Annotated in this window: 15 protein-coding genes; 9 read left to right on the top strand and 6 right to left on the bottom strand. The window is 74.9% G+C overall.

All coding sequences use genetic code 11. The annotated features are described in order from the left end of the window. The 5 genes from AB0B41_RS13845 (at position 1) to eda (ending at position 5,506) form a co-directional block, all read left to right on the top strand. Positions 1 to 1,437, top strand: coding sequence for a mannitol dehydrogenase family protein (locus tag AB0B41_RS13845; RefSeq protein ID WP_358202726.1), 1,437 nt, complete (start codon positions 1 to 3; stop codon positions 1,435 to 1,437). A 64-nt stretch (positions 1,438 to 1,501) separates the two neighbouring features. Further along, positions 1,502 to 2,878 carry an MFS transporter gene (locus tag AB0B41_RS13850; protein ID WP_358202666.1) on the top strand — a complete coding sequence of 459 codons (1,377 nt, stop codon included), beginning with the start codon at positions 1,502 to 1,504 and terminating at the stop codon, positions 2,876 to 2,878. Further along, a complete protein-coding gene (locus tag AB0B41_RS13855; protein ID WP_358202668.1) occupies positions 2,875 to 3,891 on the top strand; it encodes an L-idonate 5-dehydrogenase in 1,017 nt (338 codons plus the stop codon). The genes AB0B41_RS13850 and AB0B41_RS13855 overlap by 4 nt, the downstream gene beginning before the upstream one ends. Next, a complete protein-coding gene (locus tag AB0B41_RS13860) occupies positions 3,888 to 4,859 on the top strand; it encodes a sugar kinase (RefSeq protein ID WP_358202670.1) in 972 nt (323 codons plus the stop codon). The genes AB0B41_RS13855 and AB0B41_RS13860 overlap by 4 nt, the downstream gene beginning before the upstream one ends. Before the next feature lie 17 nt (positions 4,860 to 4,876). Then, positions 4,877 to 5,506: a bifunctional 4-hydroxy-2-oxoglutarate aldolase/2-dehydro-3-deoxy-phosphogluconate aldolase gene (gene eda, locus AB0B41_RS13865; RefSeq protein WP_358202673.1), complete on the top strand. Its 630-nt coding sequence runs from the start codon at positions 4,877 to 4,879 to the stop codon at positions 5,504 to 5,506. 3 nt (positions 5,507 to 5,509) lie between these two features. Here eda and xylA read toward each other — a convergent pair whose 3' ends face one another. The 6 genes from xylA to AB0B41_RS13895 all read right to left on the bottom strand — a co-directional run bounded on the left by xylA (position 5,510) and on the right by AB0B41_RS13895 (position 11,175). Continuing rightward, positions 5,510 to 6,700 (bottom strand): xylose isomerase, encoded by a 1,191-nt coding sequence (xylA, locus tag AB0B41_RS13870; RefSeq protein WP_358202675.1) that lies wholly within the window; start codon positions 6,698 to 6,700, stop codon positions 5,510 to 5,512. 79 nt (positions 6,701 to 6,779) lie between these two features. Then, a complete protein-coding gene (locus AB0B41_RS13875; RefSeq protein ID WP_358202677.1) occupies positions 6,780 to 8,021 on the bottom strand; it encodes an ROK family transcriptional regulator in 1,242 nt (413 codons plus the stop codon). 32 nt (positions 8,022 to 8,053) lie between these two features. Further along, complete coding sequence (locus tag AB0B41_RS13880) at positions 8,054 to 8,554, bottom strand: NAD(P)H-dependent oxidoreductase (RefSeq protein WP_358202679.1); 501 nt, start codon at positions 8,552 to 8,554, stop codon at positions 8,054 to 8,056. Further along, entirely contained in the window at positions 8,551 to 9,678 is a 1,128-nt protein-coding gene (gene ribB / locus AB0B41_RS13885; RefSeq protein ID WP_358202682.1) for a 3,4-dihydroxy-2-butanone-4-phosphate synthase, read from the bottom strand. Before ribB ends, AB0B41_RS13880 begins: the two co-directional genes overlap by 4 nt. After that, complete coding sequence (locus AB0B41_RS13890) at positions 9,678 to 10,175, bottom strand: flavin reductase family protein (RefSeq protein WP_358202684.1); 498 nt, start codon at positions 10,173 to 10,175, stop codon at positions 9,678 to 9,680. The genes ribB and AB0B41_RS13890 overlap by 1 nt, the downstream gene beginning before the upstream one ends. Positions 10,176 to 10,347: 172 nt before the next feature. Next, the gene (locus AB0B41_RS13895) at positions 10,348 to 11,175 is read right to left on the bottom strand and encodes a GntR family transcriptional regulator (protein ID WP_358202686.1); all 828 of its coding nucleotides are present in this window, start codon (positions 11,173 to 11,175) and stop codon (positions 10,348 to 10,350) included. Between the two features lie 402 nt (positions 11,176 to 11,577). On the opposite strand from AB0B41_RS13895, the gene AB0B41_RS13900 reads away from it, so the two are divergent. From AB0B41_RS13900 to AB0B41_RS13915, 4 genes are read left to right on the top strand one after another with little or no spacing between them, the layout of a single operon-like run. After that, the gene (locus AB0B41_RS13900; RefSeq protein ID WP_358202688.1) at positions 11,578 to 12,498 is read left to right on the top strand and encodes an ABC transporter ATP-binding protein; all 921 of its coding nucleotides are present in this window, start codon (positions 11,578 to 11,580) and stop codon (positions 12,496 to 12,498) included. Continuing rightward, on the top strand, positions 12,495 to 13,352 hold the full coding sequence (locus AB0B41_RS13905; protein WP_358202690.1) for an ATP-binding cassette domain-containing protein: 858 nt from the start codon (positions 12,495 to 12,497) through the stop codon (positions 13,350 to 13,352). The genes AB0B41_RS13900 and AB0B41_RS13905 overlap by 4 nt, the downstream gene beginning before the upstream one ends. Further along, positions 13,349 to 14,434: an ABC transporter permease gene (locus AB0B41_RS13910; protein ID WP_358202692.1), complete on the top strand. Its 1,086-nt coding sequence runs from the start codon at positions 13,349 to 13,351 to the stop codon at positions 14,432 to 14,434. The genes AB0B41_RS13905 and AB0B41_RS13910 overlap by 4 nt, the downstream gene beginning before the upstream one ends. Beyond that, positions 14,431 to 15,324, top strand: a complete 894-nt coding sequence (locus AB0B41_RS13915) for an ABC transporter permease (protein ID WP_358202694.1) — start codon at positions 14,431 to 14,433, stop codon at positions 15,322 to 15,324. Before AB0B41_RS13910 ends, AB0B41_RS13915 begins: the two co-directional genes overlap by 4 nt. Positions 15,325 to 15,416 lie beyond the last annotated feature (92 nt).

Genomic DNA, 15,416 nt, shown 5'->3' on the forward strand with positions numbered 1-15,416 from the left:
ATGCTGCTGCGCACCGGCCTGGGCCGCGACACCCTCGCCCGGATCCCCGCCGACGCCCGCCCGCTCGTCGAGCCCGGCGCGCTGCGGCCGCGGGTCCTGCATCTCGGCCTGGGCGCCTTCCACCGTGCCCACCAGGCCGTCTACACCGAGCGTGCCGCGGCCGCCGCCGGCGAGCCGTGGGGGATCGCGGTCGTCGCGCCCCGGTCCGCGGACACCGCGGCGGCGCTGCGGGCCCAGGACTGCCTGTACTCGGTGACCGAGCGGGGTGTGGACGGTAGCCGGACCTTCGTCGTCGGCTCGGTGGTCGAGGCGCTCGCCCTCGGCCCCGACGCCGCGCGCGTCGACGCCCTGCTCACCGACCCGGACGTCGCCGTGGTCACGCTGACGATCACGGAGAAGGGCCACCACCGGCGCCCGGACGGCACGCTCGACACCACCGACCCGGCGATCGCGGCGGACCTCGCCGCGGGGCCGGACGGGGCGCGGACGGTCGTCGGCCGGCTCGCCGCGGGCCTGGCCGCCCGGATGCGTGCCGGTGCCGCGCCGATCAGCGTGGTGTCCTGCGACAACATGTCCGCCAACGGCACCGCGCTGGCCGCGGTGGTGCGGGGCTTCGTCGCGGCGTCGAGCTGGCCGGACCGCGACCGGGTCCTCGAGCTCATGGCCGCGGCCGTCACCTTCCCGTCGACGATCGTCGACCGGATCGTGCCGGCCACCACGGACGTGGACCGCGAGGCCGCCGCCGCGGCGCTCGGTGTCGTCGACGCGCTGCCGGTCGTCGGCGAGCCCTACCGGCAGTGGGTGCTCGAGGACCGGTTCGCCGGGCCGCGCCCGCCGTGGGAGCGCGACGGCGCCCTCGTCGTGCCGGACGTCGCGCCCTACCAGCTCACCAAGCTGCGGCTGCTCAACGGCGCCCACTCCGCGCTGGCCTACCTCGGCCTCGCGGCCGGGGCCACGACCATCGCGGACGCCATGGCGACGGGCTGGGGCGAGACCCTCGTCCGGACCCTGGCCACGGAGGTCGCGCCGACTCTGCCCGCCGACGGGCCGGACGCAGCCGCGTACGCCGCGGACCTGGTCGAGCGCTTCGACAACCCGCGGATCCGGCACCTGCTGCGCCAGGTCGGCTCGGACGGCTCGCTCAAGGTGCCGGAGCGCTGGCTCCCGGTCCTGCGCGAGCGCCGCGCGCCGGTGCTGGAGCTCGCCCTGGCCGGCTGGGTGCACGCCACCCGGCCCGGCCCGCAGGGTCAGCACTTCGGCACCACCGACCCGGCCGCCGAGGCACTCGCCGCCTGTTGGCGCGGCAGGGACCCCGAGGCGACCGTCCGGGGACTGCTCGACGCGATCGGCGCCCCCGACCTGGCGGCGACGGACGGCCTGGTCACTGCTGTCGCCGCCCACCTTCCCGCCCTCTCCGCGGGGCGTGTCGAGCTCTGAGCAGAGCCCGGCCGACCCCGCGAGCCTCACCTCACCCAGCGGTCACTGAGCAACGGAGTTCACGATGACGGACAGCACGACCGACAGCGCCAGGACGGAGCCCCCGGGCGTGGTCACCCGCACGACGCGCGACCTCACCAAGGCCGCCGTGTCCGGGTGGTTGGGCACCGCGATGGAGTTCATGGACTTCCAGCTCTACTCGCTGGCGGCCGCCATCGTCTTCAACACGGTCTTCTTCCCGGACGTCAGCCCGGCGATCGGCCTGATCGCGGCGATGGCGACCTACGGCGTCGGGTACGTCGCCCGGCTCGCCGGCGCCGTCTACTTCGGACGGATGGGCGACCGGCTGGGCCGCAAGAAGGTCCTGTTCATCACCATCCTGCTGATGGGTGTGTCGACCACGCTGATCGGCGCTCTGCCGACCTACGCGACCATCGGCATCCTCGCCCCGATCCTGCTGGTCGCACTGCGGCTGCTGCAGGGCTTCGGCGCCGGCGCGGAGATCGCGGGCGCCACGGTGATGCTGGCCGAGTACGCCCCCGCGAAGCGCCGCGGCCTGATCTCGTCGCTGGTCTCGCTGGGCACCAACTCCGGCACGCTCGCGGCGTCCGGCATCTGGGCGATCCTGCTCGCGGTGCTCTCCGAGGAGCAGTTGGTCGAGTGGGGCTGGCGGATCCCGTTCCTGCTGAGCTTCGCCCTGATGATCTTCGCGGTGTGGCTGCGCCGGAACCTCAAGGAGAGCCCGGTCTTCGAGGAGCGGGCGGACGTCGTCGACGGCGTGGCGCTCTCGAAGCAGGAGGCCGCGTCCGAGGGCGTCCTGGAGGCGGGTCTCAAGCAGCGCAAGGGCAAGGCGTTCTTCCTCGCGCTCGGCCTGCGGTTCGGCCAGGCCGGCAACTCCGGGCTGGTGCAGACCTTCCTGGTCGGCTACCTCGCCACCACGCTGCTCGTCGACCGCTCGATCCCGACCGACGCGATCGTCTACGGCTCGCTGCTCGGCTTCGCCACCGTGCCGCTCATCGGCCTGCTCGGCGACAAGGTCGGCCGCCGCCCCGTCTACATCGGCCTGACGATCGCGACGATGCTGGTCGCCTTCCCGGCGATGCTGCTGATCACCAGCGGGAGCGCCGTGGCCATCACGCTGGGCATGATCATCGCGCTCAACATCGGCGTGCTCGGGCTGTTCTCGATGGAGAGCGTCACGATGGCGGAGCTGTTCGGCGCCCGCACGCGGTTCACCCAGCTCGCGCTGGCGAAGGAGATCGGCGGCATCCTCGCCACCGCGATCGGCCCGGTCCTCGCGGCCTCGCTGACCGCGCTCACCGGCAGCTGGTGGCCGATCGCCGCGATGCTCGTCGTCTACTCGGCGATCACCCTCGTCTCGACCCTGCTCGCCCCGGAGACCCGCGGGCGTGACCTGGTGAAGCTGGAGGACGCGGCGTGAGATCCGTTGTCGTCCACGGGGCCGGCGACCTGCGGGTCGACGAGCGCCCCGAGCCCGTCGCCGGGCCCGGCGAGGTCCTGGTCGCCATGGAGTGGGGCGGGATCTGCGGCTCCGACGTGGCGTACTGGAAGAACGGCGCGTCCGGCACCGCGTCGCTGACGCACCCGCTGGTGCTCGGGCACGAGGTGGCCGGCCGGGTCGCCGCGCTGGGGCCGGGGGTGACCGGCCCCGAGGTCGGCACCCCGGTCACCGTCCACCCGGCCGAGCTGGTCGGCGACGGGCACCTGCCGGACCGCATCGCCGGCCGCACCAACCTGTACCCGCAGGTCCGGTACTTCGGGTCGGCGGCCTTCGACCCGCACACCGACGGCGGCTTCAGCGGCCTGCGGGCGGTCCGCGCCGCGCAGCTGCGGGCGCTGCCCACGGGCGTCGACACCCTGTCCGGGGCCCTCGCCGAGCCGCTCGCCGTGGCGATGCACGCCGTGTTCCGGGCCGGCGACCTGCGCGGACGTACCGTGCTCGTCAACGGGGCCGGCCCGATCGGCTCGCTGGTCGTGGCCGCGGCGAAGCACTCCGGGGCGGCGACCGTGGTCGCCTCGGACATCGCGGAGGTGTCCCTCGACGTCGCCCGCGCGATGGGTGCGGACGAGACCGTCGACGTCTCCGCGGGGTCCCTGCCCGACGACGTCGAGATCGTCTTCGAGGCCTCGGGCGCGCCGGCCGCCCTGGGCCCGGTGCTCCGCGCGACCGCCCGCGGCGGCACGCTCGTGCAGGTCGGGAACCTGCCGGGGGCGGCGATCTCCGCCGCGCTCGGCGACCTGGTCACCCGCGAGATCACCTGGATCGGCTCGTACCGGTTCGTCGAGGAGATCTCCGACGCGCTCGCCGCCATGGCGGCGGGCCTGGACGTCACCCCCGTGATCAGCCACCGGTTCCCGATCGACGCCGCCGCCGACGCCCTCGCGGTCGCCGCCGCGCCCGGGAGCAGCAAGGTCATGCTGGAGCTGTCGTGAGCCCGCGCGTGGTGACCCTCGGCGAGACGATGGCCCTGCTGACCCCGCGGGGCCGGTTGGTCGCGGGCTCCGCCCTGACCGTCGGCATCGGCGGGGCGGAGTCGAACGTCGCCATCGGGCTGGTCCGGCTCGGCGTCGACGCCACCTGGGTCTCGCGGGTCGGATACGACGACCTGGGCCGCGCCGTGGCCCGCGAGATCCGCGCCGAGGGGGTGCGGGTCCTCGCCGACACCGACCCGGACGCCCCGACCGGGATGATGCTCAAGGAGCTGCGGGGCGGGCGGCCGCACCGGGTGCGGTACTACCGCGCCGGCAGCGCCGCCTCGCGGCTGGCGCCCGCGCACGTCGACGCGGTCGCGGACGAGATCGCCGCGGCTCGGGTGCTGCACCTCACCGGCATCACCCCGGCCCTCGGGCCCGGTCCCCGCGCCGCCGTCGCCCGCGCCGTCGAGATCGCGCGGGAGGCGGGGGTGCTCGTCTCGCTCGACGTCAACCACCGCCGCACGCTCTGGTCCGACACCGAGGCCCGCGCGGCCCTGGGGGACCTGATCCCCTTGTGCGACCTCGTGTTCGCCGGGCCGGAGGAGGCGGCGCTGGTGCTGGGTCTGGACCCGGCACCGGTCGACGCCGAGAGTGGCGCCGAACTCGCCGCCCGGCTGGCCAAGCTGGGGCCCGCCACCGCGGTGATGAAGCTCGGCCCGCTCGGTGCCGTCGCGCACACCGGCGGCACCGCCGTCCACGCACCGACCCGGCCGGTCGAGGTGGTCGACGCCGTCGGCGCCGGCGACGCGTTCGTCGCCGGCTACCTCGCCGAGCTCGTCGCGGACCGGCCCGTCGAGGCCGCCCTCGCGCTCGGCAACGCCGCGGGGGGTGCGGTCTGCCTGGTCCCGGGGGACTGGGAGGGGCTGCCCACCCGCGCCGAGCTCGCGGCCCTGCGGACCGACCCGATCACGGACGTCGTCCGGTGACCCGCTCAGGAGAAGACGTGTCCCTGCTCGCCCGCTGCCCGGTCCTCCCGGTCGTCGTGCTCGACGACCCGGGCCAGGCGCTGCCGCTCGGCGAGGCCCTGCTCGCCGGGGGCGTCGACGTCGTCGAGATCACCCTGCGGACCGCGGCGGGCCTCGCCGGGATCCGCGCCCTGACCGCGCTGCCCGGGCTGCACGTCGGCGCGGGGTCGGTCGTCGTGCCGCGACACGTCGACGAGGTCGTCGACGCCGGGGCCCGGTTCGTCGTGAGCCCCGGGCTGTCCGTGTCCGTGCTCGACCGGGCCGCCGAGCTCGACGTGCCGGCCCTGCCCGGGGTGTCCGGTGCGTCGGACCTCATGGTCGTCACCGAGCGCGGGGTCACCGAGGTGAAGTTCTTCCCGGCGAACCTGCTCGGCGGTGTGGCCGGGATCCGCGCGCTGGCCGCGCCCTTCCCCGGCATGTCCTTCCTGCCCTCCGGCGGGGTGAAGCCGGAGAACATGGCGGACTACCTCGCGCTCCCGTGCGTCCCGGCCGTCAGCGGCAGCTGGATGGTCGACCCGGAGCTGCTCGCCGCGGGCCGGTGGGAGGACGTCACCGCCCGCGCCGCCGACGCGCTGCGGCGGGCGCGAGGCGCGGTGCCGGTCGGCTGACCCCTATCGGGCGCCCATGAGGTGCTCGACGGCGAGCTGGTGAAGCCGGACGAACCCGTACCCGCGCTGCCCGGCCGCCTCGGCGTCGAAGTCCTCGAACGACGACCGGTCGGCCAGCAGCTCGGCGTAGCCCTCGCCCGGTGCGAGGGTCGGCGTCGACAGCTCGGGGACCCCCGCGGTGGCGAGGGCATCCTGCACCTCGGGGTCGGCGCGGAAGGCCGCGGCCCGCTCCTTGAGCAGCAGGTACGCGCGCATGTTGGCGGCGGCCGAGTCCCAGACGCCGGTGTAGCTCTCGGTGCGCGAGGGCTTGTAGTCGAAGTGCCGCGGGCCGTCGTAGGCCGGGCCGCCGCCGGGGCCGCCGTGCTCGAGCAGGTCGACCAGGGCGAAGGCGTTGAGCAGGTCGCCGTGGCCGAACACGAGGTCCTGGTCGTACTTGATCCCGCGCTGGCCGTTGAGGTCGAGGTGGAAGAGCTTGCCCGCCCACAGCGCCTGGGCGATGCCGTGCACGTAGTTCAGCCCGGCCATCTGCTCGTGGCCGACCTCGGGGTTCACCCCGACCAGCTCGGGGTGCGCGAGCTTCTCGATGAAGGCCAGCGCGTGCCCCACGGTCGGCAGCAGGATGTCGCCGCGGGGCTCGTTGGGCTTGGGCTCGAGCGCGAACCGGATGTCGTGACCGCGGTCCAGGACGAAGCCGCACAGCAGGTCCATCGCCTCGCGGTAGCGGTCGAGCGCCGCGGCGACGTCCTTGGCCGAGTCGTACTCCGAGCCCTCCCGGCCGCCCCACAGCACGAAGGTCCGGGCGCCCAGCTCGGCGGCGAGCTCGACGTTGCGCAGCACCTTGCGCAGCGCGAACCGGCGCACCGACCGGTCGTTGCTGGTGAACCCGCCGTCCTTGAACACGGGGTGGGTGAACAGGTTCGTCGTGATCATCGGGACGGTCATGCCGGTGGCGTCGAGCGCCTCCCGCAGCCGCGTGACCTGCTTGTCGCGCGTGCCGGCGTCGGGGCCGAAGCCGAACAGGTCGTCGTCGTGGAAGGTCAGGCCCCACGCGCCGAGCGCGGCCAGCCGCTCCACGGCCTCGACGACGTCGAGCGCGGGGCGGGTGGCCTCGCCGAAGGGGTCCCGGCCCTGCCAGCCGACGGTCCAGAGGCCGAAGGAGAAGCGGTCGGCCTGCGACGGCGACGGTGCGGTCATCGGGCACTCCCTTATTTAGTCCAGATCGCGAACTAAAGAGGGACGCTAGACCTGCCGCAGGGGTGGGGCAAGGGGGCCGTCAGGCCGGCAGGATCCGGACGGGATCGGCCAGGACCGCGTCGAGCACGCCGAGGGCGGCGCCGAGGACCGCGGCGTCCGTGCCGAGGGCCGAGGTGGTGACCGGGGGCGCGCTGCCGCGCAGCGCGCCGACCTGCGCGGCGAGGGCGGCGTCGAGCCGGGGGACCAGAACGGCGCCGAGCGCGGCGAGCGTCCCGCCGAGCACGATCAGGCCGGGGGCGAGCAGGTGGACCGCGGCGGTGAGGGCGAGGGCCAGACCGGCGGCGGCCTCGTCGACGGCGGCCCGCGCGGCATCGCCCGCCGGGTCCGCCGCGGGCCGGTCGAGGGCCGCGAGCAGCGGCGCGAGCCCGCCGTCGGGGTCGAGGCCGGCCGCGCGCAGCAGGGCGGGCAGCCCCGCGACCGTCTCCAGGCAGCCGCGTCCGCCGCAGGCGCACGGTGCGCCGCCGGGCACGACCACGACGTGTCCCAGCTCGCCGGCGAACCCGTCGGCGCCGGAGTACAGCCCGGACCCGACGACCAGCCCCGCCCCGATACCCACCTCGCCGGTCACCACGAGGAACGACGGGTGCCCGCTCCCCGCGCCGAGCCGCAGCTCGCCGAGCGCGGCCAGGTTGGCCTCGTTGTCCACCGCGACCGGCAGGCCCGCCCGCGGCGGGAGCCCGGCGAGGTGCGGGTCGAGCGGGACGTCCCGCCACCCGAGGTTCGGCGCGGCGACGACCCGTCGCCCGCCGGCAGGACCGCCGTCGACGGGACCGTGGTCGAGCAGGCCCGGGATGGCGAGCCCCGCGCCGACGAGGGTCAGTCCCGCCGCGTGGGCCCGCCGCTCGGCATCGGCGGCCAGCGCCGCGAGCTCGGCGAACACGGCAGCAGGGGAGCGGCGGTTGGACCCGACCCGCTCGAGCCGCACCCGGGTGCGCCGGCGGAGGTCGACGACGCGGACCGCCAACCGGCGCGCCCCGATCTCGCACCCCAGCCCGGCGACGTGCCCGCCGTCGAGCCCCAGCCCGATGCCCGGCCGGCCGCGCTCGCCCTCACCCGTGCGGCCCTCGGCCACCAGCAGCCGCGCCTCGACCAGCTCGCCCACCAGCGACGACACCGTCGACTTGGTGAGCCCGGTCGCCACCGCCAGCCCGGCGCGGCTGATGGTGCCCCGCCGGGCCACCTCGCCCAGCACCACGCCCAGGTTGTGGTCCCGCATGCTGCGGTGCCGCATGCCGGGGGCCGCGGCCGGGCGATCGGTCATGCGCGCATCCTGCCCTGCCGGGCGGGGGCCGGTCAGTCGCGCAGTGCGGTGAGTGCCTTCGCGACCGGGGCCCAGCGCTCGGCATACGCCGGCAACGCGGGGTCGTCGGCGAACCCGGAGTCGAGGAGGTAGAGACCGGGCAGGGCGCAGGTGCCGCCGAGCTCGGCGAGGACGGGCTTGAGCGTGAGGTCGGGCGCCATCGCATGCGCGGGCCCGGCGCCGAGCATCAGCGGCACGGCGACGACGTCCTGCAGCCCGGTGCCGCCCGCGAACTGGTCGAGGAAGAGCTTGAGCAGGCCGGTGTAGGTGGCCTTGAAGGTCGGGCTGGCGAACACGACCAGCGAGGAGGCCTGCACGGTCTTCACCGCGGTGGCGACGGCCTCGTCGCCCCAGCCGAGCAGGCCGGCGCCGAGGTCGGTCAGCTCGACGACGTGGTCCGGGGCGGTGCCGGTCAGCCGCTCGGCGAGCAGCTCGCCGGCCGCGCGGGTGCGGGATCCGGGTTTCGGGTTGCCGACGACGACGGTGACGCTCACGAGATCTCCAGGAGGCGGACGGGGCGGTGCCCGGGGGTAGGAGCGGGGACGGGCAGCACGGCGAGGTCGGGCCGGGCCAGCCCGGTGGCGCTCGCCGGACCGGGGAGCAGCCGGACGGCGCGGTGCCCGAGGTCGGCGAGGATCGCGCCGGCGGCGCCGTCGTCGGCCGGGGTCCAGGCGTGCCCGTCGAGCGCGCCGACGGCCCGCGGGCCCGGCCGGCGCAGGTAGACCAGGATCCCGCCCTCGCGAGCGACCTGGGCCGCGGACTCCGCGAAGCGCCGGGCGCAGTCGCAGGCCAGGGCGCCGAAGACGTCCCCGGTCACGCACTCGGCGTGCACCGCGACGAGCGGCCGGGTCGCCGGTCCGCGCCCGACGAGCGCGACGTGCTCGGCGCCGGTGACCTCGTCGCGGTACCCCACCGCGTCGAGCACGCCGTGTTCGGTGGGCAGCCGGGTGGTGACGGCGCGGGTGACCCGGCCCCGCTCGCCGTCGCCGAACCGCAGGCGGTGGTCGATGAGCTCGGCGATGTCGAGGACCGGCAGGTCGTGCCGCGCGGCGAGGAGGGCCGCGTCCTCGCTGCCGGCCATGCCGGTGCCGTCGCCGACCAGCTCGGCGATCAGGGCGACCGGGGGAAGCCCGGCCAGCCGGCACAGGTCCACCCCGGCCTCGGTGTGCCCGGGCCGGGCGACCACGCCACCGGCGCGGGCCCGCAGCGGGAGCAGGTGCCCCGGCCGGACGAGGTCGGCGGGCCGGCTGGCGGGATCGGCGAGGACCCGGGCCGTGCGGGCCCGGTCCTTCGCGCTGATCCCCGTGCCGATGCCGTGGGCCGCGTCGACCGAGACCATGTAGGCCGTGCCGCGCGGGTCCTGGTTGTCGCGGACCATCGGGTCCAGGGCGAGGGCGTCGGCGCGCTCGGCGGTGATCGGCGCGCAGAGCAGCCCCGACGTGTGCCGGACGGCCCACGCGGTCCACCGCGGCTCGGCCAGCGCGGCCGGGAGGATCACGTCGTACTCGTCCTCCCGGCCGGCGTCGTCGGCGACGAGGACCGGGCGCCCGGCGCGCAGGGCGGCGACGGCGGGGCCGACCCGGTCGACGGGGCCGAGGGTCTCGGGCTGGACGGACATCAGGCCGCCAGCGCTGAGAGGGCGTGGAAGCGGCTGCCGTGGAAGACGAGCGGGGCGACGTCGTCATGGGTCTGCAGGGCCTCGACGCGCAGCAGCACCAGATCGTGGTCCCCGGCGGTGACGATCTCGTGGACCGAGCAGCCCAGCCACGCCGCGGCGTCGTGCAGCAGCACCGCGCCCTCGCCGGTCGCGGTGTAGCCGATGCCCGCGAACCGGTCGCCGGTCTTCGAGGCGATCTGCCGGCACGCCCGGTCGTGCGTGGACCCGAGCACCGACAGCCCGAGCCGCGGCCGGTCGGCGAGCAGCGGCCAGGTCGTGGAGGTGTGCTGCACGCACACCGACACCAGCGGCGGGTTCATCGACACCGACACGAACGAGCTGGCGGCGATGCCGACCGGGGCGCCGTCGCGCAGCGCGCAGACGGCGGTCACCCCGCTGGGGAACGTGCCGTAGGCCCGCCGCAGCGCGCTGGTCTCGGCGGGGTCGGGGACGATCATCTTCAGGGCCTCCTGTCGCCTGCGGTGAGGCCTACGGAACCCGCCGAGTGTTGCCTCCGCGTTACGCGCGACGGTCGCCCGATTTGCGCTCCCGCCGGTCACCGGTCCGGGCCTCCGACCTGCGAAGACGCTGCCGAAGCCGGGGAATTACGCCATGGGGCGCCGGTCACGCCTACCCCACGCGGTAGCCGGAGTCCGTGAACGTGCCGATCCCCGACAGGGCCACCCGGCCACTTCGGAAGTAGGTGAAGCTCAGCTCGAAGGGCCTGCCGTCGACGTCCGCCGTCGTCAGCTCCCGCAGGAGGGTCGGGACCTCCGGCTCGACGTGCAGCAGGGCGGCGATGCGCTCCTCCAGCGCGACGGCCTCCACCGAGTAGATGCTCGCGCCGTAGGGGCGCCCGAACACCCGCTCGAAGACGACGGGCAGCGGCGGGTAGTCGACGTGGCAGCGGTCGAGCAGGGCGAGGAACGCGGGTGCCCGGAGGTCGGTGACCAGATAGCCGGTGCGGACGTAGAGCGGCTCGGAGTCGTAGTTCCCCACCTGCTCGATCCGCATGACCTCGGCCGTCGGTTCGATCTGCAGCCGACGGGCCACCTCGCGACCGGCGACCACGCGCGTGCACTCCAGGGTCTCGACGGCGAGACGGCCCTCGTGCGGGGTTCCCTCGTACACCCGGGGCCCGACGTCGGTGGGGGCGACCGGCACGATCGTGCGGCTGAGGCTGGTGCCGACCCGGCGGGTGCGGTCGAGCAGGCCCTCCTCGGCCAGCGCCTGCAGAGCTCTGCGCACCGAGTTGCGGCTGCCGTTGTAGGCGCGCACGAGCCGCTGCTCGTCCAGCTGCTCGCCGGCGCCGATGGAGCCGTCCCGGATGCTGGCCCGCAGCAGCTCGTAGATGCGGCGGGACGAGGTGTCGGCGGGGCGGGCCCGGCCACCGCGGGCCGTCCGGTACGCCCGGCGGCCCTCGTCGTCGTCCTTGCGCAGCGGGACAGGATGTGTCACGGGTGAACCTCCGCTGGGTGCGAACCGGGGGTGCGGGCGGCTCACCCGGGTGGGTGGGGACCGGTCGGGCGCCGCAGCCCATGCCGCGTCGCACCGGGACGAACGGTGACGGTCCGTCCGCCGTTCGAGGCTAACGGCGACCCCCGATCCGCCGTATGTGACCTCGGTCATGGGGCCCGAGGTGGCGGTCATCGTCCGATTCGCCGGGCCCGCAACGCTGTGACCTGCGGATAAACGTTCGGGCGCGGCGGCGCAATAGAGCGGTTACCCCCAGCGTGCTTGTCGACGAAACATGCCGTCCCCAAGCTCTGCACTCACCGCCCGCCGACGACGCCCGGTCGGATCGCCCCCGTACTCCCGGCAGTTCCCGCACACGTCTGCCCACGCGAGAAGGACGAGATCGTGACAGAACACCCGGTGCCGGGCCCCCGCCCCGCGCAGCGCCTCGGCACTCCTGCCGGTCCACTCCTCGAGGTCCGCGGCCTCACCGTCGGCTACCCGATCCCCGACGGGGAGTCGGTCGCCGTCCGCGACGCCGCGCTGAGCATCGGCGTGGGCGAGCAGGTGGCACTCGTCGGCGAGTCGGGCTCCGGCAAGACCTCCCTGGCGATGGCGGTGGCCGGGTTCCTCGGCGGCTCCGCGCGCGTGACCTCCGAGCTGCTCGCCTTCGACGGCGTTCCGCTCGACCGCAACCCACGCGCCGGAGTGGCGCGCCGCACGCCGGGGATGGCCGTGGTCTTCCAGGACGCAATGACCTCGCTCGATCCCGTGTGGTCGGTCGGCAGCCAGCTCACCACGGTGGTCCGCAGTGCCACGCGCTGCTCCCGCCGGGAGGCCACGGAGCGGGCCCGCGAGTGGCTGGTCCGGGTCGGGCTCACCGATACCCGGCGGGTCCTGCGCAGCCGGCCCTACGAGCTGTCCGGCGGCATGCGGCAGCGTGCGATGCTCGCCCTCGCACTGGCCGGCGCGCCGAAGCTGCTGATCGCGGACGAGCCCACCAGCGCGCTGGACGCGAGCCTGTCCCGCGCGGTGATGGAGCTGCTGCAGCAGCTCGCCACCGACACGGGCACCTCGCTGCTGATCGTGTCCCACGACATCCGGCTCTGCCAGGAGTTCTCCGACGCGATGGTGGTCATGTACCACGGCGAGATCGTCGACGCGGGTCCGTCCGCCGAGCTCGAGCGGACCGCGACCCACCCGTACACGCGCGGCCTGCTGCGCTGCGTGCCCGATCTCGACGCCCGGCACGCCCACCGGCTGCCCACGCTGGACACGGTGGACACCGGCGTCGGGGCCGAGCTCGTCCGCACGAGCGTCGCATGAGGACGCCCGGGATGCGGCTGCTCCGGCAGCGCCCGGCCGCCGACCCGGTCGGTGACCGCGGCCTGGTGCAGATCACCGCGGAGTCGCTGGAGAAGACGTTCGTGGTCAACCGGTCCCGGCACCGCGCCGTGGCCGCGGTCGACGTCACGATCGGCTCGGACCGCACGATCGGCGTGATCGGCGAGTCGGGTTCGGGCAAGTCCACCCTGGCCCGGATGCTGTCCGGCCTCGAGCGACCCGACGGCGGCACCCTCGACTACAACGGTGTGCCGCTCGGTCACCACCTCGCCTCGCAGAGCGGCCGCCGGGACTTCCGCCGGGCGGTGCAGCTGGTCAGCCAGGACGTCAGCTCGTCCTTCGATCCGCTGCGCACGCTCCGCGACGCCGTCCGGACACCGGCCATGGTGCTCTGCGGGCTCGGGAGCTCCGCAGCCGACGAGCGGGTCGACGAGGTGCTGGAGACCCTCCAGGTCTCCCCGGCGATGGCCGACCGCCGCCCCCACGAGGTGTCCGGAGGGCAGCGGCAGCGGTTCGCGCTCGCCCGGGCGCTGGTCGTCCGGCCGCGGGTGCTGCTCTGCGACGAGGTCGTGTCGGCGCTGGACGTCTCGGTGCAGGGCGCCGTGCTCAACATGCTGAAGGACTACGTCGAGCAGAACCGGGCAGGGCTGTTCTTCGTCTCGCACGGGATCCCCGCCACCGCCTTCCTGGTCGACGAGCTGATCGTCATGCGGGACGGCGTGATCGTCGAGCGCGGCAGCACGGACGAGATCGTGGACCGGCCGCAGCACGAGTACACCCGGTTCCTCGTCGCGGCCGCGCGGTGCAGCGGCCGGATCGAGGCGGTGGCCTCGTGACCGCCGCCGTGTCCGCCGCCGCGCCGGACGCCGGCTCCCTGCTCGCCGCGGTCCGCCGGCAGCGCTGGTGGGCCCTGCGGGTGCTCGTCCTGCCGATCCACATCCTCGTGTTCGCGCTGATCGCGTTCTTCCTGGTCCGGCTCATCCCCGGCGACCCGGCCCGCGCGATCGCCGGGCCCGACGCCACCCCGGAGACCTACGAGGCGGTCCGTGCGCAGCTCGGTCTCGACGGGAGCATCTGGACGCAGCTCGGGCACTACGTGTCCGGCCTGGCGCGGTTCGACCTCGGCACCTCGATCACGAACGGCCGACCGGTGTTCGGGGAGATCACGGCCCGGTTGCCCGGCACCGTGGAGCTGGCCGTGGTGTCCTTCGTGATCCTGGTCCTGGCCAGCCTGCTGCTGTCCCTGGTGGTGGTCCTGGCCCCGCGGAGCGTGGGCGCCCGGATCGTGTCCGGCTACTCGCAGGCGGCCGGAGCGGTCCCGGACTTCGTGGTCGGGGTGATCGGGATCCTGCTCTTCTACGCCACCCTGCAGGTCGTCCCCGCGCCGAACGGACGGACCCGCCCCGGCCTGCAGGAACCGGACCCGATCACGCACTTCCCGCTGCTGGACTCGATCCTCTCCGGGAGGTTCGCGGTCACCTCGTCGATCCTGAGCCACTACCTGCTGCCGATCGTGGTGTTAGTCGTGTCGCTGGCCCCCCTGCTGCTCAAACAGCTGCTCGGCGCCCTCGGCCCGGCCGCGGAGGACCGCGCCACGCTCTTCCGGATCGCCACCGGCACCCCGCGCTGGAAGGTCGTCGTGAGCATCTACCGGCGCGCGCTGCCGCCCACCATCGCGGTGTTCGGCACGATCTTCGGCACGCTGCTCGGCGGCACGGTGATCATCGAGCAGCTGTTCGGCCTCGGTGGCCTGGGTACGTACGCGGTGACCGCCGTGGCCGGCCTGGACTTCACCGCGCTGCAGGGCACGCTGGTGCTGGTCGCCGCCATCTCGATGATCGTCTTCCTGCTCTCCGACGTCACGACCATGCTGCTCGATCCGCGGCGCCGCCCCGGCGTCCGAGGGAGTGGATCATGACCTCCACCCTGCCGCCGCCCGCGGCCCCGACCGAGACCCTCGCCCCGGCCGCCGCCGCGGCCGGCCACCGCCGTCCCCGGCTCGGGCCGGGTACGTGGATCGCCGCCGTCCTCCTGGGGTCGGTGCTGGTCGTCGCGGTGATCGGGCCGCTGATCGCTCCCCACGACCCGACGGAGGTCGTGGGCCTGCCGTCCCGCCCGCCGAGCGGCGACCACTGGGGCGGCACCGACTCCACCGGGATGGACGTGTTCTCCCGGACGCTCGCCGGGACCCGCATCGACGTGGCCATCGCGGTCTTCTCGACGCTGCTGGCCACCGCGCTGGGCATCGTCGTCGGGCTCGCCGTCGGGATGAACGAGTCCCGGCGCGGTCCGGTCGGCACGGCGGCCCGGGGCATGTCTCGGCTGCTCGACCTGCTCCAGGCGATCCCGGTGGTGATCATCGGCCTGGTGGTGGTGTCCTTCTTCGGGACCAACACCACGACGATGATCCTGGCGATCGCCGTGATCCTGATGCCGATCCAGGCGCGGCTCACGCGAACCGAGGTGCTCCGGGTGCGCGGCGACGCCTACCTCGACGCCGCCCGCCAGGCCGGTCAGCACGAGCTGCGGCTGATCGTCCGGCACGTGCTGCCGAACTCGGTCCGCCCGGCCCTGCTCAACGTCTCGGTGATCCTCGGCATCAGCATCGTGCTGACCGCCGCGCTCGGCTTCCTCGGCGTCGGGCTGCCGCCGCCCACGCCGGAGTGGGGCTCGATGATCGCCCACGGCGCCGGCGACGCCGCGGTCGGGAAGTGGTGGTCGGCCGGCTTCCCGGCGGCCGTCCTGTGCATCACCATCGCCTCCGCCTCCGTCCTGACCCACCGCTTCACCGTGAACCGCGTCGGCTGACCGGACGCACGACCCGCTCCACCCCGCACGACCGACGGACGGCGCCGGTGCCGCCCGGCGGTCGGGCGTGCCCGTAGGACTCCACCCCCTCA

Source organism: Pseudonocardia sp. NPDC049154 (assembly GCF_040648315.1).
In the GTDB taxonomy this organism is placed as follows: Bacteria; Actinomycetota; Actinomycetes; order Mycobacteriales; family Pseudonocardiaceae; genus Pseudonocardia.

Coding starts and splice junctions, on each gene's coding strand:
- xylA (WP_358202675.1), bottom strand. CDS start 6,700: ATGACCGCACCGTCGCCGTCGCAGGCCGACCGCTTCTCCTTCGGCCTC.
- AB0B41_RS13915 (WP_358202694.1), top strand. CDS start 14,431: ATGACCTCCACCCTGCCGCCGCCCGCGGCCCCGACCGAGACCCTCGCC.
- AB0B41_RS13850 (WP_358202666.1), top strand. CDS start 1,502: ATGACGGACAGCACGACCGACAGCGCCAGGACGGAGCCCCCGGGCGTG.
- AB0B41_RS13875 (WP_358202677.1), bottom strand. CDS start 8,021: ATGACCGATCGCCCGGCCGCGGCCCCCGGCATGCGGCACCGCAGCATG.
- ribB (WP_358202682.1), bottom strand. CDS start 9,678: ATGTCCGTCCAGCCCGAGACCCTCGGCCCCGTCGACCGGGTCGGCCCC.
- AB0B41_RS13905 (WP_358202690.1), top strand. CDS start 12,495: ATGAGGACGCCCGGGATGCGGCTGCTCCGGCAGCGCCCGGCCGCCGAC.
- AB0B41_RS13845 (WP_358202726.1), top strand. CDS start 1: ATGCTGCTGCGCACCGGCCTGGGCCGCGACACCCTCGCCCGGATCCCC.
- AB0B41_RS13890 (WP_358202684.1), bottom strand. CDS start 10,175: ATGATCGTCCCCGACCCCGCCGAGACCAGCGCGCTGCGGCGGGCCTAC.